The organism is Amycolatopsis umgeniensis, from assembly GCF_014205155.1.
GTDB classification, from domain to species: Bacteria; Actinomycetota; Actinomycetes; order Mycobacteriales; family Pseudonocardiaceae; genus Amycolatopsis; species Amycolatopsis umgeniensis.
In genome coordinates this window covers 245,116-270,966 of the sequence record NZ_JACHMX010000001.1, presented here as the reverse complement: position 1 = coordinate 270,966, position 25,851 = coordinate 245,116, and the positions used below count along the sequence as shown (strand labels likewise).

The 25,851-nt window shown below is 69.5% G+C and carries 22 protein-coding genes; 5 read left to right on the top strand and 17 right to left on the bottom strand.

The window, feature by feature from the left end; genetic code table 11:
- Positions 1 to 8 precede the first annotated feature (8 nt).
- The 9 genes from HDA45_RS01180 to HDA45_RS01140 form a co-directional block, all read right to left on the bottom strand.
- Positions 9 to 1,310 carry a protein kinase domain-containing protein gene (locus HDA45_RS01180; RefSeq protein ID WP_184891443.1) on the bottom strand — a complete coding sequence of 434 codons (1,302 nt, stop codon included), beginning with the start codon at positions 1,308 to 1,310 and terminating at the stop codon, positions 9 to 11.
- 16 nt (positions 1,311 to 1,326) lie between these two features.
- Positions 1,327 to 1,947 (bottom strand): GDSL-type esterase/lipase family protein, encoded by a 621-nt coding sequence (locus HDA45_RS01175; protein ID WP_184891442.1) that lies wholly within the window; start codon positions 1,945 to 1,947, stop codon positions 1,327 to 1,329.
- On the bottom strand, positions 1,944 to 2,705 hold the full coding sequence (locus tag HDA45_RS01170) for a sugar phosphate isomerase/epimerase family protein (RefSeq protein WP_184891441.1): 762 nt from the start codon (positions 2,703 to 2,705) through the stop codon (positions 1,944 to 1,946). The genes HDA45_RS01175 and HDA45_RS01170 overlap by 4 nt, the downstream gene beginning before the upstream one ends.
- Entirely contained in the window at positions 2,702 to 3,739 is a 1,038-nt protein-coding gene (locus HDA45_RS01165) for a LacI family DNA-binding transcriptional regulator (RefSeq protein ID WP_184891440.1), read from the bottom strand. Before HDA45_RS01165 ends, HDA45_RS01170 begins: the two co-directional genes overlap by 4 nt.
- A gap of 67 nt (positions 3,740 to 3,806) precedes the next feature.
- Positions 3,807 to 5,249: a polysaccharide lyase 6 family protein gene (locus tag HDA45_RS01160; RefSeq protein ID WP_184891439.1), complete on the bottom strand. Its 1,443-nt coding sequence runs from the start codon at positions 5,247 to 5,249 to the stop codon at positions 3,807 to 3,809.
- Positions 5,250 to 5,262: 13 nt separating this feature from the next.
- Positions 5,263 to 6,567, bottom strand: coding sequence for an alpha-L-fucosidase (locus HDA45_RS01155; protein ID WP_184891438.1), 1,305 nt, complete (start codon positions 6,565 to 6,567; stop codon positions 5,263 to 5,265).
- 25 nt (positions 6,568 to 6,592) lie between these two features.
- A complete protein-coding gene (locus HDA45_RS01150; protein WP_184891437.1) occupies positions 6,593 to 7,459 on the bottom strand; it encodes a carbohydrate ABC transporter permease in 867 nt (288 codons plus the stop codon).
- Entirely contained in the window at positions 7,456 to 8,412 is a 957-nt protein-coding gene (locus HDA45_RS01145) for a carbohydrate ABC transporter permease (RefSeq protein ID WP_184891436.1), read from the bottom strand. The genes HDA45_RS01150 and HDA45_RS01145 overlap by 4 nt, the downstream gene beginning before the upstream one ends.
- Positions 8,409 to 9,737, bottom strand: a complete 1,329-nt coding sequence (locus HDA45_RS01140) for a sugar ABC transporter substrate-binding protein (RefSeq protein WP_184891435.1) — start codon at positions 9,735 to 9,737, stop codon at positions 8,409 to 8,411. Before HDA45_RS01140 ends, HDA45_RS01145 begins: the two co-directional genes overlap by 4 nt.
- 182 nt (positions 9,738 to 9,919) lie before the next feature.
- On the opposite strand from HDA45_RS01140, the gene HDA45_RS01135 reads away from it, so the two are divergent.
- Entirely contained in the window at positions 9,920 to 10,927 is a 1,008-nt protein-coding gene (locus HDA45_RS01135) for a hydroxyacid dehydrogenase (protein WP_184891434.1), read from the top strand.
- Positions 10,928 to 11,285: 358 nt separating this feature from the next.
- On the opposite strand, the gene HDA45_RS01130 is transcribed toward HDA45_RS01135, so the two are convergent.
- A complete protein-coding gene (locus HDA45_RS01130) occupies positions 11,286 to 11,753 on the bottom strand; it encodes a DUF6130 family protein (protein WP_246480579.1) in 468 nt (155 codons plus the stop codon).
- 159 nt (positions 11,754 to 11,912) lie between these two features.
- On the opposite strand from HDA45_RS01130, the gene HDA45_RS01125 reads away from it, so the two are divergent.
- Entirely contained in the window at positions 11,913 to 12,161 is a 249-nt protein-coding gene (locus HDA45_RS01125; protein ID WP_184891433.1) for a hypothetical protein, read from the top strand.
- A gap of 84 nt (positions 12,162 to 12,245) precedes the next feature.
- On the opposite strand, the gene HDA45_RS01120 is transcribed toward HDA45_RS01125, so the two are convergent.
- Positions 12,246 to 13,010 (bottom strand): S1 family peptidase, encoded by a 765-nt coding sequence (locus tag HDA45_RS01120; protein ID WP_184891432.1) that lies wholly within the window; start codon positions 13,008 to 13,010, stop codon positions 12,246 to 12,248.
- 95 nt (positions 13,011 to 13,105) lie between these two features.
- Here HDA45_RS01120 and HDA45_RS01115 point away from each other — a divergent pair, with 95 nt between their 5' ends.
- On the top strand, positions 13,106 to 14,212 hold the full coding sequence (locus tag HDA45_RS01115) for a LysR family transcriptional regulator (protein WP_184891431.1): 1,107 nt from the start codon (positions 13,106 to 13,108) through the stop codon (positions 14,210 to 14,212).
- Here HDA45_RS01115 and HDA45_RS01110 read toward each other — a convergent pair.
- The 4 genes from HDA45_RS01110 to HDA45_RS01095 all read right to left on the bottom strand — a co-directional run bounded on the left by HDA45_RS01110 (position 14,093) and on the right by HDA45_RS01095 (position 18,950).
- Entirely contained in the window at positions 14,093 to 15,049 is a 957-nt protein-coding gene (locus HDA45_RS01110; protein ID WP_343071955.1) for a LysR family transcriptional regulator, read from the bottom strand. The two genes, HDA45_RS01115 and HDA45_RS01110, sit on opposite strands and share 120 nt — an antisense overlap.
- A 41-nt stretch (positions 15,050 to 15,090) precedes the next feature.
- Positions 15,091 to 15,732 carry a sigma-70 family RNA polymerase sigma factor gene (locus tag HDA45_RS01105; protein ID WP_184891429.1) on the bottom strand — a complete coding sequence of 214 codons (642 nt, stop codon included), beginning with the start codon at positions 15,730 to 15,732 and terminating at the stop codon, positions 15,091 to 15,093.
- A complete protein-coding gene (locus HDA45_RS01100) occupies positions 15,717 to 17,063 on the bottom strand; it encodes an alpha-lytic protease prodomain-containing protein (protein ID WP_184891428.1) in 1,347 nt (448 codons plus the stop codon). Before HDA45_RS01100 ends, HDA45_RS01105 begins: the two co-directional genes overlap by 16 nt.
- A gap of 351 nt (positions 17,064 to 17,414) precedes the next feature.
- Positions 17,415 to 18,950, bottom strand: coding sequence for a tannase/feruloyl esterase family alpha/beta hydrolase (locus HDA45_RS01095; protein ID WP_184891427.1), 1,536 nt, complete (start codon positions 18,948 to 18,950; stop codon positions 17,415 to 17,417).
- 135 nt (positions 18,951 to 19,085) lie between these two features.
- Here HDA45_RS01095 and HDA45_RS01090 point away from each other — a divergent pair, with 135 nt between their 5' ends.
- Complete coding sequence (locus HDA45_RS01090) at positions 19,086 to 21,785, top strand: helix-turn-helix transcriptional regulator (protein WP_184891426.1); 2,700 nt, start codon at positions 19,086 to 19,088, stop codon at positions 21,783 to 21,785.
- Positions 21,786 to 22,110: 325 nt separating this feature from the next.
- On the opposite strand, the gene HDA45_RS01085 is transcribed toward HDA45_RS01090, so the two are convergent.
- Entirely contained in the window at positions 22,111 to 22,542 is a 432-nt protein-coding gene (locus HDA45_RS01085) for an organic hydroperoxide resistance protein (RefSeq protein WP_184891425.1), read from the bottom strand.
- Positions 22,543 to 22,681: 139 nt separating this feature from the next.
- Between HDA45_RS01085 and HDA45_RS01080 the strand changes: the two genes are divergently transcribed.
- Complete coding sequence (locus tag HDA45_RS01080; protein ID WP_184891424.1) at positions 22,682 to 24,247, top strand: AfsR/SARP family transcriptional regulator; 1,566 nt, start codon at positions 22,682 to 22,684, stop codon at positions 24,245 to 24,247.
- Here the strand turns inward: HDA45_RS01080 and HDA45_RS01075 are convergent, their stop codons facing one another.
- Positions 24,248 to 25,846, bottom strand: coding sequence for an alpha-amylase family glycosyl hydrolase (locus HDA45_RS01075; protein WP_184891423.1), 1,599 nt, complete (start codon positions 25,844 to 25,846; stop codon positions 24,248 to 24,250).
- Positions 25,847 to 25,851: the final 5 nt, after the last annotated feature.

Sequence of the window (25,851 nt, the reverse complement as noted above, 5' to 3'; positions counted from 1 at the left end):
CGCAGGCGCTAGGAACTCCGGCACACCGCGACAGGCGCGTTCCCGCCGTCGTCGCCGGTGGTCGAGATGAAACCGAAGGTCGTCGTCCCGCCGGCGGGCAGCACGGCGTTCCAGTCGAGTTCGGACACCCGCACGCGGTCGCCTTCCTGTGCCAGGGAACCGTTCCACAGAGTGGCGATGCGGGTGCCGGGCGGCAGGGTCCAGCTCACTTCCCAGCCGGTGAGCCGGGAGTCTTGGGAATTCCGCACGGACACGCGGATCTCCGAGCCTCCGGGCCAGCGATTGGTCACCTCGTAGCGCGCTTCGCACACCGGTTTCTCCGCCGAGGTGCTCGCGGGTGGGGCCGCCGCCGGCGCGTCGGGGGTGTCGCCGTCGAACAGGAGGATCCCCGCCAGGACACCACCCGCCACCACCGCACCGCCCGCGATCGCGAACGGCAGCCGCGAACGGCGGGTGGGGGTGGGAAGTCGTTTCGTGCCGGACAGGATCGCCGGACGGCCGTCGGCGACCGCGCTGAGCATCCGCTCGGCCTCGGCCATGTCCGGCCGCTCGACGGGATCGCGCCGGAGCAGCCGCAGCAGGACGTCCGTGAGCGGGCCGGTGGTGCGCGGCGCGATGATCTCGCCGCGGGCGACCCGTTTGAGGAGCGCGATCTGGTTGCCGTCGGTGCCGAAGGGCGGTGCGCCTTCCAGCACGGTGTAGAGCGTGGCACCGAGGGAGAAGACGTCCGACGGATAGCCGGGTTCCTCGCCGTCCGCGACCTCGGGGGAGAGGAACGCCGGAGTGCCCACGACGAGGCCGCCGCCGGTCATGGTCCCTTCGCCCGTGGCGTGGGACAGGCCGAAGTCGGCGATCTTCGCCCGGCCGTCCTCGGTGATCAGGACGTTGTTGGGCGTGACGTCCCGATGCAGGATCCCGTCCGCGTGGGCCGCGGCCAGCGCCGAGGCGACCTGCGCGCCGAGTTCCGCCACCCGGCCCGCGGGAAGCGGGCCGTCGTCCGCGAGGAGTTCCGTCAGCGGCCGCGACGGCAGGAACTCCATGACCAGGAACGGGGTTCCATCCTGCTCGGCGACGTCGTACACGGTGACGGCGTGCGGATGCTTGAGCCGTGCGGCGACCCTGGCTTCCCGCATCGCGCGCACGATCGACCGGAACGGCGCGTCGTCCGGCGAGTTGTCCGGTAGTAGCTGCTTGACAGCGACCGTCCGGCCGAGCCGTTCGTCGCGCGCCTGCCACACGATGCCCATCGAGCCGCGGCCGACCTTGCGCTCGAGCCGGTAGCGCCCGGCAATGATGGCATCCCGGTTCACGACGCAACTGTATCCGCTAAGGACGCGGGGCCTCCTCGACCGCCGCGAGCCACGCCTCGGCGAGCAACCGGTGGCCGAGCGGGCTGGGGTGGACGCCGTCCGGGGCCAGCGTCGCCGCCCCGTGTTCTTCGGCGGCCCGAGGCATGAACAGATCCGCGCGGACCGGGCGCGCGCCGAACTCGGCCGCCACGTCGAGTGCGACTTCGACGCGGGGCGCCAGATCGGCGATCCAGTCGTGCTGTTCCGGCTCCACCGGCAGCAGGAACGGCGTGATCACGTACAACTCGGCAGGCAGATGCTGCCGCGCGCCGGACAGCAGCCTGCGGTAGGCACCGCGGAACTTCCCGATCGGGCTCGGCAGGCCGCGGTCGAAGGTCCGCCAAGTGTCGTTGATGCCGATTTTCACGGTCAGCACGGTGGGGCGCATCGCGAGGACGTCGGTGGTCCAGCGGGCTTCCAGATCGTAGATCCGGTTGCCGTTGAGCCCCTTGTTGATCACTTCGGGCCCGCTGGGCAGGAGGTCGGCGATCTGCCGGACGTACCCCTTGCCCAGTGACGCGGGATCCGTGCGATCGCGGCTGGAGTCGGTGATCGAGTCGCCCGCGAACAGCAGCCTGTCGGCTTCGGTGAACCTCACGCGCCCGCCTCGATCAGCTTGCGCAGGGAGTCGGCCTCGCCGGGGAGGAGTTCCGGATCGTTGTCCGGGACGAACTCCAGCAACGCGTCGAGAGGCCGCCCGGTCTTCGCGAGCAGCTCGAACGCCCGCGTCCACAGCTCTGTCCGTGCGGTCAGCGGGTGCCGCTCGTTGCTGGGCCACCACGAGAACACGTGCACCGCGCGAACCCGGTCGAGGACCAGTTCCAGCCCCGCCAGCGTCCGCTCGTCCGGAAGATCCTGCGGCGGCTGCCAATAGGTCCCGAGGTTGTCGCGGCCGACCTCCTCCAGCAGCTGGACTGTCGATTCGGCGGTGTCGGTCAGTGTCCCGCCGTGGAACTCCAGCGCGACTTCCAGACCGTGTTCGCCCGCGTCGTCGGCGGCCTTGCGCAGACCGGCGACGACCTGCTCACGCTCTTCGGGGTCGACGTCCGCCGAGCCCGCTTTGCCCGCCCACACCCGGATCCTCGACGCGCCGAGCCGGGCCGCGGTGGCGGCGATGTCGCCGAACTTCCCGGTCTCCATCGGGGTGGCGCGAAAGTAGGATCCGTAGGAATCACAGGTCAGACCATGCCGGTCCATGGCTTCGCACGCGCGGTCGGCCGCCCAGTCGTCGCCAGGGCGGACGTGGACGTCGGCGCCCCACTCGATCACCTGCAGGCCCGCTTCCTCGGCACGGCGGGCGACCTCGTCGGCGTCCAGCCGCCGCAGCGTCACCGAACACAGTCCCGGGCGGATCATTTTCCCTCCAACGGTTGAGTGCTTTCCCGCAGCACGACCTCGCCGGTGATCGGCTTGACGCGGGGGCTGTCCGCGCGGTCGGCGAGGATGAAGTCGAGGGCTTGCTCGCCCATCCGCTCGATCGGCACGCGCACGGTGGACAGCGAAGGCCTTATGTCGCGCAACGTGATGATGTCGTCGAATCCCGCGATCGCGATTTGCGTGGGGACCAGCAGACCGCGGTCGCGGCAGGCGGCCATCGCGCCGACGGCCATCACGTCGTTGACCGCGAACACGCAACCGCGGAAGCCGTTCTCGATCGCCCGCACCATCGCCGCGTAGCCGCCGTCACGGGTGAACTCCGCACGCAGCACATGGTTCTCGGGCAGCGCGATGCCTTGTCGGGTGAGGCCGTCACGGAAACCCAGGACGCGATCCCGCGAGGTCATCAGGCCGGGCGGCCCGGCGAGGACGAGGAAGTCGCGGTGTCCGAGCAAGACGAGTCGCTCAGCCAGATCCGCCGCTCCAGCGCGGTTCTCCAGCATGACGGTGTCGAACGGGAGCTTGCGCTGTCCGATCACCACGACCTGGCCATCGGCGGCTTCGAACGCTTTGAGTTCGTTCGTCAGATTCCGTTGCAGGGCATCGTCCTCGTTGCGCGAACCAGCCAGAATGACCGCTCTGGCCCGCTGACCGCGCAACGTCGTGACGTACTCGAGTTCCTTCTCGGGATGGTTCTCCGTACTAGCGATGGTGACCGTCAGACCGTGTCGGGCGGCCACACGCATGACCCCGGACGCGATCGAGGAGAAATAGGGGTCGACGATGTCGTGCACCAGCAGTCCGACGACGTTGCCGCGGCCGCGGGCCATCGCCTGGGCGGGTACGTTCGCCGTGTACTGCAAGCGTTCCGCGGCCTGCAGCACCGATTTCCGCAGGTCCCCGGAGACCTGTCTGGTCCCGCCGTTGAGCGCTCGCGACGCCGTCGCGAGCGATACTCCCGCCTCACGGGCGACGTCGGCCAGGGTGACAGAACCCGCGGCGCGCTGCGGCATGGCTCCTCCTCGGGTGGTACGGGCTCACGCCGGCGAGGACGGCCGCCGGCGTGAGCCCGGGTTTTCGCTACGGAGCGGCGGGGCCGACGTCCGCGGTGGTGAGCGGCCGGTTGGCGATGGCGGCCGTCGAGTACTCGTCGGCCCCGACGTCGCGCTGGCTGCCGCGGGCCTGACCGTCGATGTCCACCGTGACCGGGGCGGTCGACAGGGTCGCCGCGTTGATCGCGGGGCTGTTCGAGGCGAGGCGCGAGACCCCGTCCGACGCCTGCACGAGCTTCGGGTCGACCCGCTGGAAAGTGCCCGCCGGGATGTTCCCGTTCCCGCCCGAACCCCACAGGATGTTGCCGGACCAGGTGAAGTTGCCCGTGGTGCTCATCGAGACCAGGTCGCCGTTGCTGCCGACGAAGAGGTTGTCCGAGATCGTGCAGTCGCGCGGTTCGATCGTCCGTTTGGTCTCGCCGGAGAGCGTACTGTTGTTGTTCAGCAGCGTGTTGTGCGCGATGAGCACGCGGTCCGCCGCGTCGTTGCCGCGCCGCGATTCCTTCGATTCACCCGGGAAGTGGTCCCGGACGGAGCCGCTGCCGATGACCAGCGCGTTGCTGGACAGCCCGGCGACGTAGTTGTTGAGGATCTTGTGGTCGTTGCCGTAGATCCGGATGCCTTCCTTGCCGCCGATGATGAAGTTGGATTCGACGACGGTCTTGTTCCCGTGGCGCAGCACAATGCCGCCCAGGCTGTTCCGGATGGTGTTGTTGCGGATGAAGTTGCCCGACGACTTGACCGAGATCGCCTCCGGGTCGCCGTTCGCGCGTTCGAACAGGTTGTACTCCACCGTGGCGCCGGCGGTGCTCAGCGCACGCGGGCTGACGCCCAGCCGGATCGGCTCGCCACCGTTGTCCCCGGCGAAGGTGTGGTCGGAGAAGTAGTTCCGCAAGACGTGGACGCCCACCGCCATCTTGTCTTCGTCCGCGCCCTCGATGCAGAGCATGACGCCGAGCGTCGTCTTGTGGTGGAAGTGGTTGCGGTCGATCTTGCTGTAGTCGGCGCGGACCATCACCCAGTGCAGGTCCGTGATGTCGGCGAACTGGAGATCGTTGCGGGTCAGGCGGATCCGGGAACAGTTCGGCGGGATCTCCAGCGTGGTGCTCTGCCGGAGCTTGAATCCGCTGATCGTGACGCCGGTGGAGTCGTCGAAGACGAAGCTCTGCTCACCGTTCAGGGTCACCCCGCCGACGGACTGGGCGACGATGGTGATCGGCTGGTCCTTGGTGCCGCGCCTGCCCTTGATGCTGATCGGCTTGCCCGTGGGCACGGTGTAGGTGCCGTTGTTCAGGGTGATGACGGCACCGGCGGCGGCCGAGTTGATGGCGTTCTGCAGTTCGGTCAGCGAACTGACGTTCAGCGCGCACAGCCCCTGAGGCTTGGCCGAGGCCGTACCGGCGGTGACCCAGGGGACGGTGACCAGCGCGGCGCCGAGAGTGGCGCCGGTGAGGAACCTTCTGCGATCCATGATGCCTCCGTGCTCAATCGGTGGGGAGGGTTTCCGCGGCGGCGGGGCTCTCTGTGTTCAGGAACAGTTCGATCACCGGGACCGGGGTGTCCGGTTTCCGGATCGGGAGCTTGAGGGTGAGCGTGCCTTCGGGCAGCGCGCCCATCTGGGTGTTCTGTGCGGTCTGCCGCGGATCCGTGTGCACCACCCGGATTTCCGAAGCGTCGTCGAGCAACTGGGCGTAGCGCACCCGTCCGGCGAGGCCGGGCAGGTGGACGTGGTTCATCGGCCAGCTGAAGAGATGCAGGTAGAGCCGGTTTCCGCGCTGGGTGTAGCGGCCGTCGGCGGGCGGGGTGAACTCGGCGGGGCCGCAACCGCGGATGGAACGTTCGTGCCGGTCCATCCAGCGGCCGAGTTCGGCGAGTACTTCGTGCGCCCGCGGGTCGATCTCGCCCCGGCCGTTCGGCCCGACGTTGAGCAGCAGGTTGCCGTCCTTGGACACGCCGTCGACGAGCATCCGGATGAGCAGCTCGGGGCTCTTGTAGTCGAGGTTGTCGCGGTCGTAACCCCAGCTGCCGTTGAGCGTCTGGCACGCCTCCCACACCACCGGGACACCGTCGCGGGTCATCGGCCCGGACGGCTGGTACTGCTCCGGGGTGATGAAGTCGCCGGGGATGCCGGTGCGGTCGTTGACCAGGATGCCGGGCTGCAGTTCGCGGACCATTTCGAGCAGGCCGGGGGAGTCCCAGTCGTCCGGTCCCTTGCCGCCCCACCATTCCTTGCGGCCCTTGTAGGAGAAGTCGAAGAACAGATAGTCGATCGTGCCGAAGCGGGTGAGCAGCTCGCGGACCTGACCGTGCAGATAGAGCTGGTACTCGGCGATGTCGGCGTACTGGTGCGCCGCGATGTACTCCTGGTCGTCACGGCGGGGATGGGTGCCGTCGACGGGGAACGCGGGATGGTGCCAGTCGATCAGCGAGTGGTAGAAGCCGACCTTGAGGCCTTCTTCGCGGCAGGCTTCGACGAACGGACCCAGCAGATCCTTGCCGTACGGCGTGTTCGTCACCTTGAAGTCGGTGAGGTCGCTGTCCCACAGGCAGAAACCGTCGTGGTGCTTGGTGGTGAGCACGACGTAGGTCATGCCCGCGTTCTTCGCGGCTCGAGCCCAGGAACGCGGGTCGTACTTGTCCGGTTCGAAGTGGTCGAAGTAGACGCGGTACTGCTCGTCGGTCAGCTTTTCGCGGTTCTGCACCCATTCGTGCCGCGCGGCGAGTGAATACAGTCCCCAGTGGACGAACATCCCGAACCGGTCGTGGGTGAACCAGGCGGTGGAACTCACTTCAGGATCGCTCCTTGATTGTGGGTCAGCCCTTCAGCGCGCCCGAGGCGAGGCCGCGGACGAACGAACGCTGGAAGAACAGGAACGCGGCGACCGACGGCAGCAGCGCCAGCAGCGACGCCGCCATGATCACGCCGGGCGTCACGTCCGCGTCGATGCGCAGGGTGCGCAGTGCCAGCGGCAGCGTGTAGGTCGAGGCGTCGGACGAGACCAGCATCGGCAGCAGGTACTGGTCCCAGATCATCGTGAAGCCGAAGACGCCGATCACGCCGAGCGCGGGCTTGCACATCGGCAGGATGATCTGCGCGAAGATCCGCAGATCCCCGGCGCCGTCGATCCGCGCGGCCTCTTCGAGTTCGCGGGGGACGTCCTTCATGAACTCGGTCATCACCAGGATCGAGAACGCCCACGCGCCGAGCGGCACGATCATCCCGGCCAGACTGCCGATCAGGTTGATGTGCACCACGGGAAGGTCGGACAGGATCAGCGAAAGCGGGATCGCGAGGATCTCCTCCGGCAGCATCAGCGTCGCCAGGATCGCGACCAGCACGAAGGTCATGAAGCGGAACTTCTTGCGTGCCAGCGCGTATCCGGCCAGCACCGAGATGACGACCTGCAGCAGCAGGCCGAAGCCGACCACCAGGAACGAGTTGAGCAGGTACATCCCGACGCCGTGGTCGAACGCGATACCGAAGTTGTCCAGGGTGGGGCTCGACGGGATGACGCTCAGCGCCGTCGGGTCGGACACGTCGCTGAACGCGCTGACCAGCAGCGCCAGCAGCGGACCGGCGAACACCACCAGCAGAAGGGCGTACACGGCGTACTTCAGGATCCGCCCGCCCGGCGATTTGACGGCGTCGAGGCCGAGTGCCGAATCGTTGGCCGCGGTCATGCGTCTCGCCTCCGTCGGAGCACCTGGACGAACAGCGTCAGCACGAGCGTCGCGAGGAACAGCAGGACCGCTCCCGCCGCGCCGACGCCCAGCCGGTTCTGTTCCAGTCCGAGTTTGTAGATCAGGGTCATCGCCACCTCGGTCGAGCCGTTCGGCCCGCCGTTGGTCAGCAGGAACACCTCGGTGAACACCCGCAGGCCGCGGATCGCCGCGAGGACGAACAGGATCGAGAACACCGACCGCAGCCCCGGCAGCGTCACGTGGAGGATCTTGCGCCAGCGCGAGGCACCGTCCACAGTGGCCGCTTCGTAGAGCCCGCGGTCGATTCCCGCCAGGCCCGCGAGGAAGATCATCATGTCGTACGGCGCACCGCGCCAGATGCCGGTGATGATGACCGAGATCATCGACGTGTCGGGATCGTTGATGAAGCCCGACGGGCCCAGCCCGACCATGCCGAGGATGGAGTTCAGCATCCCGTCCTCGGTCGGGTGGTACATGATCCGCCAGAGTTCGGCGACCACCGCGATCGGCACGACCACCGGCAGGAACGCCGCCGACCGCAGGAACTTCAGCCGTTTGCTCTGGCCCTCCATCAGCAGGGCGAGTGCGAGGCCGATGACCATCGACCCCACGGTCTGCCCGACCGCGATCACGACGGTGTGCCAGATCGCGGAGTGGAACGCCTCGTCACCGAGGACGGTGCTGTAGTTCTCCCCGCCGACCCACTGGTTTCCCAGATACGGCTGGACGTCCTGGAAGGACATCGTCACCGCGGTGATCATCGGGATGAACTTGAAGTACACGAACAGGATCAGGGCGGGGGCCAGGAACAGCCACGGCGTCCACCACTTCCCGTCGCGATCGCTGCGCCTGCGGACCTTCGGCGCGGGCGTCCGCTTGACGGCGGGACGGTCCGCGCCGACGGCCGCCGGCTTGGCGTGATCTACGGTCATGACGCGCTGATCCCCTGTTGCTGCAAGGTCGCGGTGAGCTTGGTGTCGAGTTTGGACAGTTCCGCCTTGGTGTCGAGCTTGCAGTCGGCGACGAGCGCGCTGACCGTGTCGGCGGTGTCCTGGCGGACCGGCGTCCAGTTCGGGATGGACGGCGCGTAGTGGCCGGACTTGGCGTAGATCTCGGCGTAGGTCTTCCATCGCGGGTCCGAGCGGACCTGGGTGATGTCGACGTTCTTGTTCACCGGGAGCTGCACGATGAAGGCCGATTCGCCCTCCATGCCGATCTTCTGGCCTTCGGTCGAGATCGCGAAGTCACCGAACGCGTCCTGCCCGGCCTGGTTCGGCGAGCCCGCCATCATGTAGATCGAGAGTCCCTCGGCGAGGACGTCGGAGTTCTTGGCGCCCGCCGGCATCGGGACGACCTCGTACTTGTCCTTGCCGAGCGACTTGTCGAAACGCGGCAGCAGGTACGGGCCGACGACGTACATCCCGGCCTTGCCCGCTTCGAAGGTCTCGTTGGTCGCGGGGGTCGGCATGGTGACCGAGCCGGGCTGGATCACGTTGTCCTTGCAGCCGAGGTCGCGGAAGTACTGCACCGCGGCCACGGATTCGGGCGTGCTCATCGACGGCTTGTACTTGCCGCCGCCGGTCTCGGTGATGAAGTCGCCGCCCGCGGCCCACAGGAAGTTGGAGAAGTACCAGGAGGCGTAGCCCCGCTTGGTCGACAGCGTCGCGGTCAGTCCCGCGGTGTCGTTCTTGCCGTTGCCGTCGGGGTCGCCGGTGGTGAAGGCCTTGGCGAGGTCCGCCAGTTCGGCCCAGCTCTGCGGCACGGCCTTGCCGAGCTTCTCCCGCCAGTCCTTGCGGATCAGCAGCGCCGAGGCCTGGGCGCTGTAGGGCAGGCCGTAGAGCTTGCCGTCGGGGGTCTGGTTCGACTTCAGCGCCTGCTCGGTGAGCTCCGAGGCGTGCTTGATCTTGCCCGGCTCGACCTCGCGGACGAGACCCTGGCTCTTCAGCGTTCCGACCTGCGTGACGTCGTTCATCACGATGTCGGGCAGGTCGCGCTGGGCGGCGCGCTGGGCCAGCTTCGTCTCGAAGTCGTCGAAGATCGCGGTGACCTGCACCTTGAATCCGGTGGCCTTCTCGAAGGCTTCCGCGAGCCGCTTGGTGGCCTGCTCACCGGCGCCGCCGGGGGTCGTCCGGGTCCACAGTTCCAAGGGTGCCTTGGTGTCCTGCGCGACGTTCGTTCCGGCGGGGCCTGCCGAGCAGCCCGAAAGGACCAGCGCTGAGACAGTGAGTCCCACGCCGATCCACCGCGATTTCCGCATCGCATCTCCTGTTCACTGTGGACCACGCTGTCTACTCCGGAGGGGACGGTAAGCGCTTTCACAGCGTTCGGTCAATGGTCCGATGATTACGAATTTCAATCGGCCGGGTTTGCCCCTGCGTGGGACTCGCCGCGCGTGGACCGGGTCAAGCATCCGATGTATGGTCGCCGGCGGAGGTAGGGATGACCGAGCTGCAACACCGCCCGACGGCACTTCTCGTGATGGAGGAACGCCGCCGCGACGACGTTTACCCCGAGGCGGTGCTGAAGGAGATCGGCACGCTGGTGGACCTGCGTGAGCCGCTCACCCGCGAGCGCCTGGCGGAGGACCCGGCGGCCCTGGAGGGCGTCGAAATCCTGCTCTCGGGCTGGGGAGCGCCGGTTCTGGACTCCGTCCTGTTGGGACACGCGCCGGATCTGCGCGCCGTACTCGTCGCCGCCGGATCGGTCCGGCCGTTGACCACGCCCGAGTTCTGGGCGCGCGAGCTCCCGATCGTGTCCGCCGCGGCCGCGAACGCCGTCCCGGTCGCCGAGTTCACGCTGGCCCAGGTCCTCTTAGGACTCAAGCAGGTGCATCGGATCTCCCGCGAGATCCGGGAGCGGAAGGCGTACCCGCCCGATCCGAGGGTCGCCGGGGCGTACCGCTCCCGCGTCGGCCTGCTCGGACTCGGCGAGATCGGTGCTCTCGTCGCGTCGCATCTGCGGAATTTCGACGTCGAAGTGCTCGCGAGCGACCCCGTCGTGGGCGCCGCGGCCGCCGCCGAACTCGGCGTACGGCTGGTGGAACTGGACGAACTGTTCGCCACGAGCGCCGTCGTCAGCCTGCACGCGCCGCTGCTGCCGGAGACCGAAGGGCTGGTGAACGGGGAGCTGGTGGCCAGGATGGGCATCGGCGCGACCCTGATCAACACCGCCCGCGGCGCCGTTGTCGACGAACCGTCGGTCGTCCCCGTGCTGAGCGAGCGGCCGGACCTCACGGCGATCCTCGACGTCACCTGGCCCGAACCGCCCGCGCCGGACTCGCCGCTGTACACGCTGCCGAATGTCGTGCTCACCCCGCATCTGGCGGGTGCGCTGGGTGCCGAACGGGCCCGGATGGGCGAGCTCGTGGCGGGGGAGCTGCGGCGGTTCGTGCTCGGCCAGCCGCTGCGGCACGCCGTCGCGCCGGACGTTGCCCACCTGCGGGCCTGAGCTGGCGGGATGCGGCGGGGGCCTGGCTCGCCGTGTTCTGGCTGTCGACCCGGCAGCGCCTACGAAGTGTATAACGCCCTATGCGGCGAGCCTGTTGCCTCGAATCAGCAACAGGCCTCCTTCCTTGCGTCACGCGGCCTCGCTGTGACTGCTGGTGCTCCTGAGGCGACCAGGGGGCTGTGAAGGCCTCCTTCACTACCTTGAGCGTAGGGAAGGAGGCCTTCACGGACCTCGCACGCCGCTCCGGGCGATCTCCAGAGGCGGCCGGGGTCGGTCGCCAGGGTGGTGAGGGTGCCGAGCGGGTCTCCGGTCAGCCGCCGGGTCGTGTGGTCGAGCAGCCCAGAACGCCGTCGTCGCCTCAGTGGTGTCCATTGTGGACGGGGACGACGAAGTTCACGGTCTTCTCGTCGAGGATCTTGTGCGTCGGATCGGCCAGGCCGATCCACACCTTGTGCGGTCCCGCCGGGAGCGACTGGATGATCAGCGGTTCGCCGCTGCCGTCCGCCCAATGCCATGCCGCGTCGTCGACGGTCACGTGGATGTGGCCGATCCGCGGCGAGACGTCGAGGGCGGCCGGGCCGTAGACGGGGACGATCCGGAGGTTCTCCGCCCGGTAACGCAGGACGACCAGGCCCATCGCGAGCTGTTCGGGCAAGGGCGCGTCCACGACGAGCGCGGGTGCCGGCTGGGACGGCAGCGGCACCACGGGAGCGGGCGCCCAGCCGGCGACGGCGGCAGGGGCAGGGGGAGCGGCCACCGGTGGCGGAGCACTGCAGGCGGCGGTGAACAGAACGGCGATGAGGGCGAACTTTCCCAGAGCGGGCATGAAGTCACGTTAGGACGGACGCAGGGGCCGCGGCGCCCGTCGGACGACGTCATCGCTGTACGTCGTCGTGACACTTTCCGGTGATCACCAGGTGAACCTGCGGGGGCCGGGTAATCCCTGGAGGTACCGACCACAGAGCCGCACGAAGAGGAGAGAACGATGAAGACACGTATCGCCGCCTTGGCGGCCACCGTCACGCTCATGGTTTCCGCGGGGGCGATCGCCGCCGCGCCCGCCTACGCGGAAAGGGTTCCCGGCAAGCCGAGTCAGTTCTACGCCTTCTGCTTCGTCGACCTTCTCGGAGCGCCGGCCGCCTGCGCGGAGACCGAAAAGGACAACGCGACCCATATCTGCCAGTACGTGTTGACACCTTTCGGCCTCATCGGGCTCGACTGCATCCAGGAATGAACGCCGAACCGGGTGGGCGTCCCTGCGACGCGCCCACCCGGCTCCCCTCCCGGTGCGGATCACCGGATCACCGCACCGGGAAGATCACACCCCGGTGACCGAGGCGATCCACTGCCGGTGTGCGACGACATCGGTGTAGATGGTGTCGCCGGTACCGCAAGACGGGCTGTTGTGACCCGCGCGGCTCGTCGCACCGGCCAGCGTGCCCTGGACGACCAGCGGTCCGCCGGAGTCGCCATAGCAGGCTGTCTGGTAATTCGTGCTGTAGACACACAGTTCGCTGGAACCCTGGATGCCCTGGCACCGGCTGTCCGGATCGATGCGGGTGTTGAGCTGCTTGAGGTTGGACGGCGGCCTCGGCTCACAACCACGCTGCGGACAGGTCTGTCCCCAGCCGTACAGCGTGACACCGGTCCCGGCCGCGGGCGAGCTGGCCGCGATCTGGATCGGTGGGTTCTGCACGGGCTGCGCGAGCCGCACGAGCGCGATGTCGTACGGTCCCGCCTGACCGCTGTAGTTCGGATGCTTGATCATGCGCGACGCCGAGGTCAGGACCCCGCCGGACTGCCATGTCTTCGACCCGATGCGCAGCCGCAGTGCCTGCTGCGGGATGCAGTGGGCCGCGGTCACGACCCACTGCGACGCGATCAGCGAGCCGCCGCAACCGTGACTGCCGTTGACCTGGAGAGAAGCGATCCACGGGAAGTCACCGGAGGCCTGTCCGCCGCCGACGATGGCGGGGCCGACCTGCCCGGGTTCCTGGGCCGCCACCGGCGACGACACGGACAGCGCCGCCGCACCCGCGACCAGCGGGATCAGGGCGGCGCGTAGCAGGGTACGCAGTCTCATAGGGGGTCCTCCTCGACGTTGAAGGGGATGTGTGGGATTCACCCTCGCCTCGGCGGGGCTTCCGGAGAACTCCCGGCTTTGTATAGCGTTCGTCTATGGAACTCGGGTTCCGGCAGCTGCGGGTGGTCCGCGCCATCGCCGAGACGGGGACGCTGTCCGCCGCCGCGGCCGCACTCGGTCTGACCCAGCCCACCGTCACCGATTGCCTGCGCCGGGCGGAACGCGCCGCCGGCGGCCCGCTGTTCCATCGGGACCGTCGCGGCGCGAGGATCACCCCGCTCGGCGAGCTGGTCCTCGCCCACGCGCGCACCGTGCTGGACGCGCTGGCCAGGCTGGAATCCGCCTTGGACAAGAACCGGTACGGCACGCTTCCCGATCCGGTCCGGGTCTGCGGCATCCCCGGGCAGCTGGTGGGGAATCTGGCGGTCGCCGTGCCGCGGGTGCTGTCGGCGGACGTCGAGGTGCGGGGCGCGCTGAGTGTCCCGGCGGCGTTGGACCTGCTCGCCGATCATCGGCTCGAGGTGCTCGTCGTGGTCGACTTCCCCGGCTATGCCCACGATCCGCCCGCCGAGATCGGACGGGCGACGGTCGCGGTGGAACCGTTGTTCATGGCCGTCGCCGAGCATCACCGGCTCGCCGGACGCGCCGAGATCGCGCTGGAGGAGCTCGCCGGTGAACGCTGGCTGAGCGTCGCCGACACCGCGGACCTCGCCGACACGGAGTTCACCGGCTATCTCGGTGACGTGTGCCGGGCGGCCGGGTTCACGCCCGACATCCGCACGCTGCCGCCGAGTGTCTGCGCGCAGCTGTGCGAACTGGGCGAGGCCGTCCTGCCCATGGTCCCCGCCGCGCGGCGCCGCAGCGGGATCGCGGTCGTCCCGTTGCGCGGCAACCCGCTGCGCATGACCACCCGGCTGTACTGGCACGAGCGCGGCCCGCTGTCCGAAGACGCCGTCCGCGTGTTGTGGGAAGAACTCGTGCGGGCACAGCACACCGTCATGGAACTCCCGGAGCTGTACCGCGCGTGGCTCGCCGAAAATCCACAGTGGACGACCACTGTGGACTCCTTCGAGGAAGCGCGGTCAGGTGCCGAGCCAGCCGGGATTGGCCGCCGCCCACTCGGGGAGGCGATGCCGGATCGCGGCCAGCTCGGTGATCGCGCGCACCAGTCCGCCGCGGATGGCCGGGACGTCGACCGCTGAACCGTCCCGCCACAGCAGGAGATGCCTCGTCCTCAGCGGCACTCCCCGCAGGGCCACCACCGAACCGGGCATCGTGGAACCGGAATCGAGGGACTGGGCGAGCGCCACCGCGCGGGGATCGCGCCGGACGGTCTGCCGCAGCACCATCGGTTCCAGCTCCTGCACGGTGATCGTGCCGAGTCCGGCGCGGGCGCACTCGTCCGTCAGGTGCTCGTGGAACTCGTCGTCCCCGCCCGCCACCGCGAGCCAGGCCGATCCGGCGAGTTCCGCCAGCGACACCTCGCCGCGTCCGGCGGCGGGATGCTCCGGGGACACGATCACGAAAACCGGCTCCGTCCCCACCGGAAGCAGGTGGACGCCGTCCGGCGGAACGATCTCCTGGCCGGGGTGGTCCACGTACAGCGCCAGTTCCACCGTGCCGTCGAGCAGCGCGGAGAACAACGCCGTCCTGCTGGTCAGCGCGAGTAATTCGACCGGGCGTCCCGGGGTGGCCGCGGCGACCACGCCGCTCAACGTCTCGGCGAAGACCGTCGGAAGCGCGCCGATCCGGAGCAGGCCGTCGGCCGGTGCGCTGTGGAAGCGGCGGATCGCCAGGTCGAGGTCGTCCGCGGCGGCCAGGACCCGCCGCGCGTGGTTCAGCAGCACCTCGCCCAGCGCGGTGGGCCGCACGCCTTGGCGGTCCCGTTCGAACACGGTCCGTTCGAGTGCCCGCTCGACCCGGTGGAGCTGCGCGCTCAGCGCGGGCTGGGAGAGCCCGAGCGAGGTCGCGGCCTTCGCGATGCTGCCCGCCGACGCGATCGCGTCGAGGAGGCGCAAATGCCGGACGTCGATTTCCACCGGCCAAGTATGACCGTCTCCGGGACCGATGAGGGGGCTGATCACAGGTCGTCCTCGCTGATGATCGTGCGAAGTTTCTGCAGGGCCCGGTGCTGGGCGACCCGGACGAGGCCGGGGCTCACCCGCAGGACCGCGCCCGTCTCGGGCGCCGACATGCCGACGGTGATGCGCAGCCGCAGGATCTCGCGCTGGATGTCGGGAAGGCTGCTCATCAACCGGGTCAGCCGGTCGTGGCCGTCGGCGGCGAGGGCTTGCCACTCGGGTTCGTTGGGCTCGGGCGTCGCGCGGTCGGGCGGGTCGGGCGTGGGTTCGGATCTGTCCCGCGCTCGCCCCCGGAAGGCAGCGGCGACCTTCCGGGCGGCGATCCCGAGTACGGCGGTGAGGAAGGAACCGCCGGTGGCCCGGGCGGTGGGAAGCGCGGTGAGCACGGCGAGGCAGGTCTCCTGCGCGACATCCTCCGCGGCGATCACGCGCACGTCGGACCCGCCCATCCGGCTCCGGCAGTACCGCACGACGACCGGCTGGACGATGCTCATCAACTCGTTCGTCGCGGCGGGGTCGCCGCGGCGGGCACGCGGGACGAGGGATTCGAGATCCGCCGTCAGCGCGCCGTTGTCAGGAGGAGGGGCCGCCCCCGGCGAGGTGAGTGCGCCGGGGGCGGTCCAGGTCAGGCGAGTTCCCAAAGCGCGGGCACGTTCGGCGGTTCCCAGCCGGGCATGGAGGTGTGCGGCTGGATCACGCGGTAGGTGCTACCGCCATAGGTGGTGGTCGCGCCGGAGCCGTAGTAGGTGTACGGCGCCCAGGTGCCGCCCGGCGGGTTCGAGGTCGTCGGGCTGGTCGGGGTGGTGGGCGTGGTCGGCGTCGTGGTGGTGCTGGACGGCGGGTTCCCGCTGACCGTCAGGCGCAGGTTGTAGACGCTCAGGATCTCCGTGATCGGCTGGAAGTAGATGGTGCCGCCGGAGGTGCAGTTGCCGGAGCCACCGGAGGTGACGCCCTGCGCCTGGTCGCCGGTGATCCACGAGCCGCCCGAGTCGCCGGGTTCGGCGCAGGCGTTCGTCCGGGTCAGGCCGGTGATGGTGCCCTCGGGGTAGGTGACTGAAGTGTTCTTCTGCAGGATGGTGCCGCAACGCCAGCCAGTGGTGGAGCCGGAGCGGCACACCGACGAGTTGACCGGGGCCTCGGTCGAACCGGCGACCGGCACGGTGCCGGGGTAGCGGTTGACCAGCGGTCGCGGGGTGTTGCCGGCGTCGGCGCGGACCCACGCGTAGTCGTTGCCGGGGAAGCTGGAGCCGGCGACCACCCCGCTCGGGTTCGAGGTGCGGGTGCCGGTGGTGCCGCAGTGGCCCGCGGTCACGAAGCCGCCTTCGACCGCGAAACCGATGGAACAGCGGCCCGAACCGAAGGTGTAGGCGTTGCCGCCGATGATGTCGATCAGCGCACGCGGCATCTCGGTGCTGGCCTCGACCCGGACCAGGTCGGCCTGGACGCCGGACTCGGCCGCCCACGACTTCGCGGCGGCCTCGCCACCGGCGTTGGCGAGCACGACGATCGAGTTGGTGACGACGTCGGTGTACCAGCCGGGCACGGCCTTCGGTGCCTTGGCGGACTTGGCGTCCAGCCGCAGCTTCGCCGTGTCGAGGTCGGTGGCGCTGCGGGCGACGGTCTTCGGGGTCGCGCCGGCGGCGCGCACCAGGTCGGCCTGGGCGGCGTCGGTGACCGCCACGGTGAGGGTGGTTCCGGTGGTGTCCAGCCAGGATCCGGCGTACGACGTGCCGAGCTGCCTCTTCAGCGTGTTGTCGGCGACCGCGGCGCGCTGTTCGCTCGCGAGCCGGAGCTTGGCCTGCTCCGGGCTGATCTTCAGGTCGCGGGACAGGGCGGCGAGCATTTCGGATTGTGCCTGGTCTGCCGGGGTGGCTTGTTGACCGGCGCTCGCGTTGGGAGTGAGGGCGATGGCGGTGATCAAGCCTGCCCCCGTTATGGCCGCGGCTGTCGCGGCGAGGATCTTTTTGTTCATGTCAACGCTTTCCTCGAAACGGGCGGGGGAGGGAGATTCGTTCCGACCGTACGAGGGGTATCTCGTGACTGGTACATACCATTTGGGTCATATCGCCCGGGCTGAGCGCAAGGTGATATGTCGGGGAATCATGGTGATCCGGTAGGCGATTCCCTTGCCGCGCAAAGGTTTCATACTTCGTAAAAAGGACCTGTGCGACGGCGCGTGATCCGGTTCGTCGAGGCGCTCCCCTCGTCAATACCGTACTTTTGAGGGGTATGGCAAAGGAGAGGCCGGAACTTCTCACAGGGTGAGGAAGTGCCCGTCGTACCGGAGGGGGCGCCGGCACGACGGGCACGGGTGTGGTGGACCTCAGTGGGCGGTGCAGCGGTAGCTCGAGGCGACCGCGGGATCACCGTGACCCCGATACCGCGAGACCCGCGGATAGGCGCAGAGATCGCGAGTGAGGGTCTTGTCGGCGTTCGCCTCGGGCAGGGTCGACGGCGCCTTGCCGTGCTCGACCCAGTCGACGAGCGCACCCAGCGCGTTCGTCGGCGCGGCACCCGCGCCGCCGCCGCAGTGCGCGACACCCGGCGCGAGGAACAGCCGGTAGAACTCGTTGACCCGCTTCGGGCCGCCCAGTTCGCGTTCCACCTCGTGGCGGTACTGGAGCGTGCCGCCCGGCGGGATCAACTGGTCGTCGGTGCCGACGAAGGTGATCAGCTTGCCGCCCGCCCGGCGGAAGTCCGACAGGTCGGGGTCCGAAGTCCCGATGACCTCGTCGTACTCCCGCACCGACTGGCGGAACAGGTCGGCGAACTGGCGGTAGGTGATCTTCGAGGCGTCGAAGCCGGGCTGCTTCTTCAAGAACGTCCGCACCCAGCCCAAGGCCACCGGGAAGCCCGGAGCGCTCGTCACCGGGCCGAACTCCGCGCCCTTGGGGAGACCCGCCCAGAGCCGTCGTCCGTGTTCGTCGGTCGGCCCGGCCCAGATCTTGCGCACCACCTCGGCGTCCGCCGCGGTGACGGTCACCTCTTTGTCGCCGCACAGCACCTTCGTGCCGATGAGCGAACGGGGGTCGTAGCCGCATTCGTCCGGCCGGTCCACGATGCCGTCGGTGACCCCGTCCCGGTTGTCGCAGGCCTTGATCGCGGCCTGCCGGAAGGCGGTGAAGACACAGTCCGAGGGGAAGGTCTTGTCCTGGTTCATCACGACCTGCGGCCAAAGAGTCGCGACCGCGAACTCCGACCAGTGCACGGCAGGCGCGTTCGCCAGGACGCCGTCGAAGTCCCCGGGATACCGCTGCGCTTCCGAGTAACCCTGACGGCCGCCGGTCGAGCAGCCGTTCCAGTACGAGTAGGAGACGGCTCGCTGGTAGAACTTCTGCGTCACGTCCTTGCCGATGACTGCGGCCTCATGTACAGAGCGGGTGGCGAAGTTCGTCACCAGCGGTTTGTTGATTTCGCCTTGAGGAGTGAGCGCCCACGAGGTGTCGAGGAAGGTCAAGGGGACCCCGGCGTCGGTCGTCACGCCGCTGTAGCCGTCCTTGACCGCTTGGACGAGCGGGGCGCCGAAGTCACCGGCGGTGTACGCGCTGCCGCCGACCGCCTGGAGCCTGCCGGTCCACCCCGTCTGGGGCAGCGCGACGGCGACCTTGACGTGGTCGCCCGCCTTCCCGTGGGTCAGCGTGACGGTGATTTCGCAGTAGGCGGGTACATCGGCGTCGGCGGGTTTCGCCGCGGCCTGGACCGACTCGATCCGCGCGCCCGTGGGCGCCGAAACGGGAACGGCCGCACAAGATGACGACGTCGCCGCTTCGGCGGGCGCCGTCTGGGTGACCGAGGTCAGCACCAGCGGCAGCAGCGCGGCCAGCGGTGCCGCCGCGAGGAACATTTTCTTGCGTCTCATCACTTTCCCGAAGCTAGGCCGATCGTGTTGACATGCCGTCTACATCCTGTGGACGCCGCCGGAGAGTCCAAACCGGACCGTTTGGGTATCGTCGGACTGGCGGCCAGCCGTGGCCGAGGGGAGGAATGCCGCACCATGCCGCTTTTCGGACGGGAAGCCGAGCTGAAGGACCTGGGCGAGCTCGTCGACGGGCCGGCCGCAGGGTGCGGCGGTGTCCTCGTCCAGGGCGAACCCGGCGTCGGCAAGACAGCCGTCGTGGGGGAGGCGGTCGCCGCGGCGACGCTCGGCGGCCTGCGCGTGCTGCGCACGACCGGTGTCGAGGCCGAACGGAACTTCGCCTACGCGGCCCTGCACCAGCTGCTCTATCCGCTCCGGGCCGGTGCCGACACCCTGCCCGCGCCGCAGCGGTCCGCGCTCTGGACGGCTCTGGGGCTCGCCGAGGCGGCGGAGCCGAACGCGTACCTGGTCGGGCTCGCGGCGCTGACGCTGCTCTCGGACGAGGCGGCGGCCAAGCCGTTGCTGATCGTCGCCGAGGACGTGCACTGGCTGGATCGCGAGAGCGCCGACGTCCTCGCTTTCGTGGCCCGGCGGATCGAGACGGAACCGATCGTCCTGATCGCGACCCTCCGGGAGGGGGAGCCGTCGCCGTTGCGCGACGCGGGACTGTCCTCAATGGACCTCGAACGCCTGCCCGGTGAGGTCGCGGCCGAGCTGCTCGACTCCGTCGCTCCCGGACTCTCGTTTCCCGTCCGGTCCCGGCTGCTCGCCGAGGCCGCCGGTAACCCGTTGGCCCTGACCGAGCTGCCGTCGGCCGTGACCGAGGCGCCCGATCCCGTGCTGCCGCTGACCGAACGGCTCGAGCGCACCTTCGGCGCCCGGTTCACCGCCTTGCCGGAACCGGCGCGCACGACCTTGCTGGTCGCCGCGCTCAACGAGACCGGTTCGCTCACCGAGACGCTTGCCGCGGCCGGCGCGTTGCTGGGCGAAGACGTCGAGCCGGTGGCGCTGGCCCCCGCCGCCGAGGCCCGGCTGGTCGACCTCGAGCCCCGGACGGTCTCGTTCCGGCATCCGCTGATGCGCTCGGCCATCCCCGCTTCGGTGACGCTCGAGGAACGGCGACGCGCTCACCTGAGCCTCGCCGAGATCTTGCGAGAGCAGCCGGATCGTCGAGCCTGGCATCAGGCCGCCGCGGCGACCGGTGCCGACGAAGACGTGGCAGATGCGTTGGAGGGGGCCGCCGACCGCGCCCGGCACCGAGGCGGGGCGACCGCCGCCGTCGCCGCGCTGGAGCAGGCAGCCCGGCTGAGCGCCGATCCGGAACGGCGGGCGGACCGGCTGCTGCGCGCGGCCGAGGTGGCTGTCGAGTCCGGCGGCCGCGAGACGGCGGAACGGCTCGTCCGGGACGCCCGCGCGGGAGAGCTCACGCCCCGGCAGCGATCGACGGCGAGCTGGTTGCTCAGCGGATTCGAGGACGGTGTCCGCGAGGACCTTTCCCGGGTCACGGAACTGGCGCGGCTGGCCGAGTCGGTCGCGGAGGAAGGGCGCCCGGATCCGGCGATGCGCATCCTGTGGGGTGCTGCCATGCGCTGCTTCTGGGCCGAACCCGGCCCGGAAACGCGCCGGACGCTGCTGGCCGTCGCGGACCGTCTCCCGGTCGAGAACTCGGATCCGCGCCTGGTCGCCGTCGCCGCCTATGTCGCGCCGTTCGAACGGTCCGAGGCCGTACTCGGGGAGCTGCGCGAACTCGCCGCGGCCACCGGGGCCGATCCCGAGGTCGACCGCTTTCTCGGCAGCGCGTCGCTGCAGGTCGGCGCGGTCGATCTGGCCGCCCGGTTCTCCGCGGCCGCGGCGCCGGGACTGCGTGCGCAAGGCAGGCTCGGGTTGCTGCCGCGAGCGCTGGCGGTCCAGGCGTGGAGCCGGGTCCGGCTCGGTGATCTGGCGGCGGCCGTACCGGTCGCCGCGGAAGCGGCCAAATTCGCCAAGGAGACCGGGCAGCCGTTCATGTACGGCCTCGCCACCGCTGTCCAGGCCGAGATCGCCGCGCTGCGGGGCGAGCACAAACAGGCCAAGGCGCTGGCCGACGAGGCCGAACGGGCCGGGCTCGCCGCCGGTGCCCGGCCGGTGCTGGCGACCGTTCAGCTCGCGAGAGGCATCGCGGCGTCGAGCGAGGGACGCTTCGACGACGCGTTCGCCGACCTGCGGCGGCTGTTCGACCCCGCCGATCCCGCCTTCCAGCTGGCCCTGCGCGTCTACTTCGTCGCGGAAATCACCGAGGTCGCGATCCGGGCGGGCCAGGTCGAGGCCCTGCGCGAGATCGTCGCGGAGATGGAACAGCTGGCGCTCTCGACCCCGGCACCCGCCCTGCACATCGGACTGCGGTACGCCCGCGCCGTGCTCGATCCGAGTGACGATCTTTTCGAGACCGCCTTGCGGGCGGAGCTGGACGGATGGCCCGCCGAACGCGGGCGCCTGCACCTGGCGTACGGCGAATGGCTGCGGCGGCAACGGCGCGTCGTGGACTCGCGGGCGCACCTGCGCTCCGCGCGGGAGACGTTCGACGCACTCGGCATGACCGCGTGGGCCGAACGCGCGCGTCGTGAACTGCGGAGCGCGGGGGAGTCGAGCCCTCACCGCGGCCCGGACGCGCGCGAGAAGCTGACCCCGCATGAGCTGAGCATCGTGCACCTGGCCGCGGAGGGCCTGACGAACCGGGAGATCGGGCAGCGGCTGTACCTGTCGCACCGGACGGTCGGCACGCATCTGCACCGGATCTTCCCGAAGCTGGGAGTGAAGTCGCGGGCGGAGTTGAAAGAGGTCGTGAGTGGTAAGGACTGAGGGGTAAGGCAAGCGTGTCTTGGTCGCGGACGGCTGGGGGAGGCACGTCGCGAAAGCCACAGTGACACCCGAAGCCGACACGCGGGCAACGTCCCACCGGGGGAGGCGCGTTGCGAAAGCCACTTTCGCAACCTTCAGCGTTGCGAAAGTGGCTTTCGCAACCCCACCCACGTATCAGGCAGGTTCGGTCCGTGAAGGCCAGTGGCCGTGTCGCGAAAGCCACTTTCGCGACATCAGACGTCCCGAAAGTGGCTTTCGCGACACCCGAAGTGGTTCGTGTCAGCCCTCAACAGAACCGTCCTCACCACTCACGAGTCGCCACGGTTCACGCCACCGTCGCGTCCAGCGTGACCTCGACGTTCCCCCGCGTCGCCTTGGAGTACGGGCACACCTGGTGCGCGCCCTGGACCAGCTCGTCGGCGGTGGCCTGGTCGATGCCGGTGGCCTCCAGGTGCAGCGCGGCGCTGAGGTGGAACTCGCCCGCGTCGGTGTCGTGGTGCAGCGTCACCTCGGCGACGACGGCGAGGTCGTTCAGCGGCACCTTCTTCACACCCGCGACCCGGCGCACGGCACCGACGAAGCAGGACGCCCAGCCCGCGGCGAACAGCTGCTCGGGGTTGGTGCCGTCGCCGGCGCCGCCGAAGGCCTTCGGCACGGCGAGGCCGACATCGAGGGCGCCGTCGTCGGAGGTCGCCCGGCCGCCGTTGCGGCCTTCCGCGGTCGAAGTGGCGACGGCGGTGTACGTGGTTTCAGACATGCCGCAACCGTAGGAATCCGGCCGGGACCGCGGCGACCGTCGGACGACGTCAGTTCTGTACGTCATCGAGGGGCGACGTACGCCGACGACGTCGTCCGACGGTCGCGGCGCCCGCTCGGGCGGGCCTACCTTTCCGCTCATGTCCCACCTGCCGCAGGAAGTCCGGTATCGCTTCACCGTCCTCGGGCCGCCGGGTTTCACCAGCGGCGGTACCCGGCTCGACCTCGGCTCGCCGCAGCAGCAGGCCGTCCTGATGGTGTTGCTGGCCAACTCGGGCAGTTTCGTCCGGACCGGTGAGCTGATCGACGGGCTCTGGGGTGAGCGGGCACCCGCGACCGGCGAGGCCGTCATCCGGACCTACATCTCCCGCCTCCGTCGGCTACTTTCCTTGCAGGGATTGGGATCGGCGATCGTCTCGCAGTCCGGCGGCTACAAGCTGGACGAGGATTCCTTCGAGGTGGACGCCACGGAATTCGCCCGGCTGGTCGAGAGCGCCCGCCAGACGCACAACGTGGAGACGGCGGCGAAGCTGCTGGAGCGTGCTCTCGGTCTCTGGACCGGGACGGCGCTGGCCGGTGTCCCCGGCGAGGCGGCCGAACACGAGCGCTCGCGCCTGGAACGGTTGAAACTGACCACCACCCAGGAGCTGCTCCGGCTGCGGCTGGAACTCGGGGACCACGCCGAGGTGATGGCCGAGGTGCCCGTGCTGATCGAGCGGAACCGTCTTGAGGAACCGCTGTACGAGATCTACCTCCTCGCCCTCCATCGCGGCGGGCGCCGGGCCGAGGCACTCGAGCTCTACCGGACTGTCCACGACCTGTTCGACGAGGAACTCGGAGTTCTTCCGGGGCCGAAGCTGCGGGCGCTCCACGAGAAGGTGCTGCGCGCCGAGGACGAGCAGGTTCCCGGCCTCGGCGAACCGGATTCGCTGTTCGTCGGACGGGAGCGCGAACGCGCCGAGTTCCGGCGGTTGCTCGCGAGAAACCCGGCCGGCGGCGTCGAAGTGCTGTTCTTCACCGGCGCTCCCGGCATCGGGAAGTCGACGCTGCTGCGGAAGTTCGCCGACGACGCGGCCGCCATGGGCAGACCCGTACGGTTGTTCGACGAGCCAGGCGATCCGGCAGGCGTCCTCCGCGGTCTGTCCGGGAACGCCACCGTCGTCATCACCGGCCGGAGTGACCCGGACGCCACATTACTGGTCGATCCGGCCTGGTCGAGGAGGATCAGGGTTCGCAGGCTCGAAGCCTTGAGTGAAACCGAGTCCGCGGCGCTGCTCGAAGCGCGTGACGTCGACCAGGGGCTGCGGCAGTCCATTGTGGACTTCGCGGCGGGCAACCCGTTCGCGCTTTCCCTGGCCGCCGAGGTCAGCAGGTCACCGCGGGCGGACGCGGAGCGCTACGTGGTCGACACCGTTTACGCGCATTTGGCCGGTGAGCCGCCGACGGAGGCACATCGGTGGGCGCTGTACATATGCGCGCAAGCTGACCACACCACCGAGGACCTCCTCCGGTCCGTGCTGCCGGGAGGCCGGTCTTCGGAGCTGTTCGACTGGCTCCGCGACCATCCCTGTGTCGAGGCCGCCACTGACGGTCTCGTCCTCTGTGGTGTGCTCCGCGAAGTGCTCGACAGGCACCTCCGGTGGCGTGACCCGGCAGGCCGCGCGCGGATGCGCGGCCGGATCAGCCGGGTCACGACCGGTCGCTGATCAGGTGCGGAGCCACACCGCCGTATCCGTCGGGAGGTCACCGTCGACCGGGCCGCTGGCCATGAGCACGTCGAGATGCGGCGGAAGCGGCACCGGCGCGTCCGAGAAGTTCAGCACGAAGGTGAACCCCGGCTCCCGGGTGAACGCGAGCACCCCGTCGCCCAGCGACAGCCACTCCAGATCGCCGGGGCCGAGCGCGGGAAGTTCTTCTCGCAGACGCAGGCCGGCGCGGTACAGCCGGAGCATCGACGCCGGATCGGCCGCCTGCGCTTCCGCCGTACCGGAGCGCCATTCCCCGGGCTGGGGCAGCCACGTTCCGCCGGTGCCGAAGCCGAACGGCGGAGCGTCGCCGGACCAGGGGAGCGGGACACGGCAGCCGTCACGGCCGGGGTCGGCCCCGTTCGTCCGGGCCCACACCGGATCCTGACGGAGTTCGTCGGGGATGTCCTCGATCTCCCACAGGCCGAGCTCTTCACCTTGGTAGACATACAGGCCGCCGGGCAGAGCCAAGGTCAGCAGTGCCGCCGCCCGTGCCCGCCTGGTCCCGAGTTCCCGGTCCACCGGTGTGCCGTGCAGCCGGTCGGCGAACGCGAAACCGGTGTCACCGTCACGTCCGTACCTGGTCACGTGCCGGGTGACGTCGTGGTTCGACAGCACCCAGGCCGCGGGCGCGTCCACCTCCTCGTGCGCCGCCAGCGTCCGCTCGATGACATCCCGGAACCGCGCGGAATCCCAAGGGCACACCAGGAAGTCGAAGTTGAACGCCGCGTGCAGTTCGTCGCGGCGGAGATAGCGCGCGGCACGCGACATGTCCGGCAGCCACATCTCGCCGACCAGCACGCGATCACCCGGATAGCTGTCGGCGATCTTGCGCCACGACCGGTAGATCTCGTGCAACCCCTCCTGATCGGAGAACGGCGTCTCGTCGCCGGGATCGACGTCGGGCAGTCGAGGGTCCTTCACCAGGCCGTCGGCGACGTCGATGCGGAAACCGTCGACCCCGCGGTCGAACCAGAACCGCAGCACGTCCTCGAAGTCCGCGCGGATGTCCTGGTTGTCCCAGTTGAAGTCCGGCTGGCGCGAGCTGTAGAGGTGCAGGTACCACTCGCCGTCAGGCACCCGCGTCCACGCGGAGCCGCCGAAGCGCGACTTCCAGTTGTTCGGTGGCTCGGAGCCGCCCGGCCCCCGGCCCGGGCGGAACCAGAAACGTTGCCGCTCAGGCGATCCCGGTTCCGACGCGAGCGCCTCTTGGAACCAGCGGTGCTCGTCGGAACAGTGATTCGGCACGATGTCGATGATCACGCGGACACCTTTGGCGTGGGCCGCGGCGATCAGGTCCTCCGCCTCGGCGAGCGTGCCGAAGAGCGGGTCGATCTCCCGGAAGTCGGCGACGTCGTAGCCGCCGTCGTCCATCGGCGACGGATACCACGGGGTGAACCAGATCGCGTCGATCCCCAGCTCGGCCAGGTAGTCCAGCCGCGCGCGGACCCCGGCGAGATCGCCGACACCGTCGCCGTTCCCGTCGGCGAAACTGCGGATGTAGACCTGGTAGATGGCCGCGCTCCGCCACCATCCGGCGGACTGCCCCAATGCGGTCACGAAAT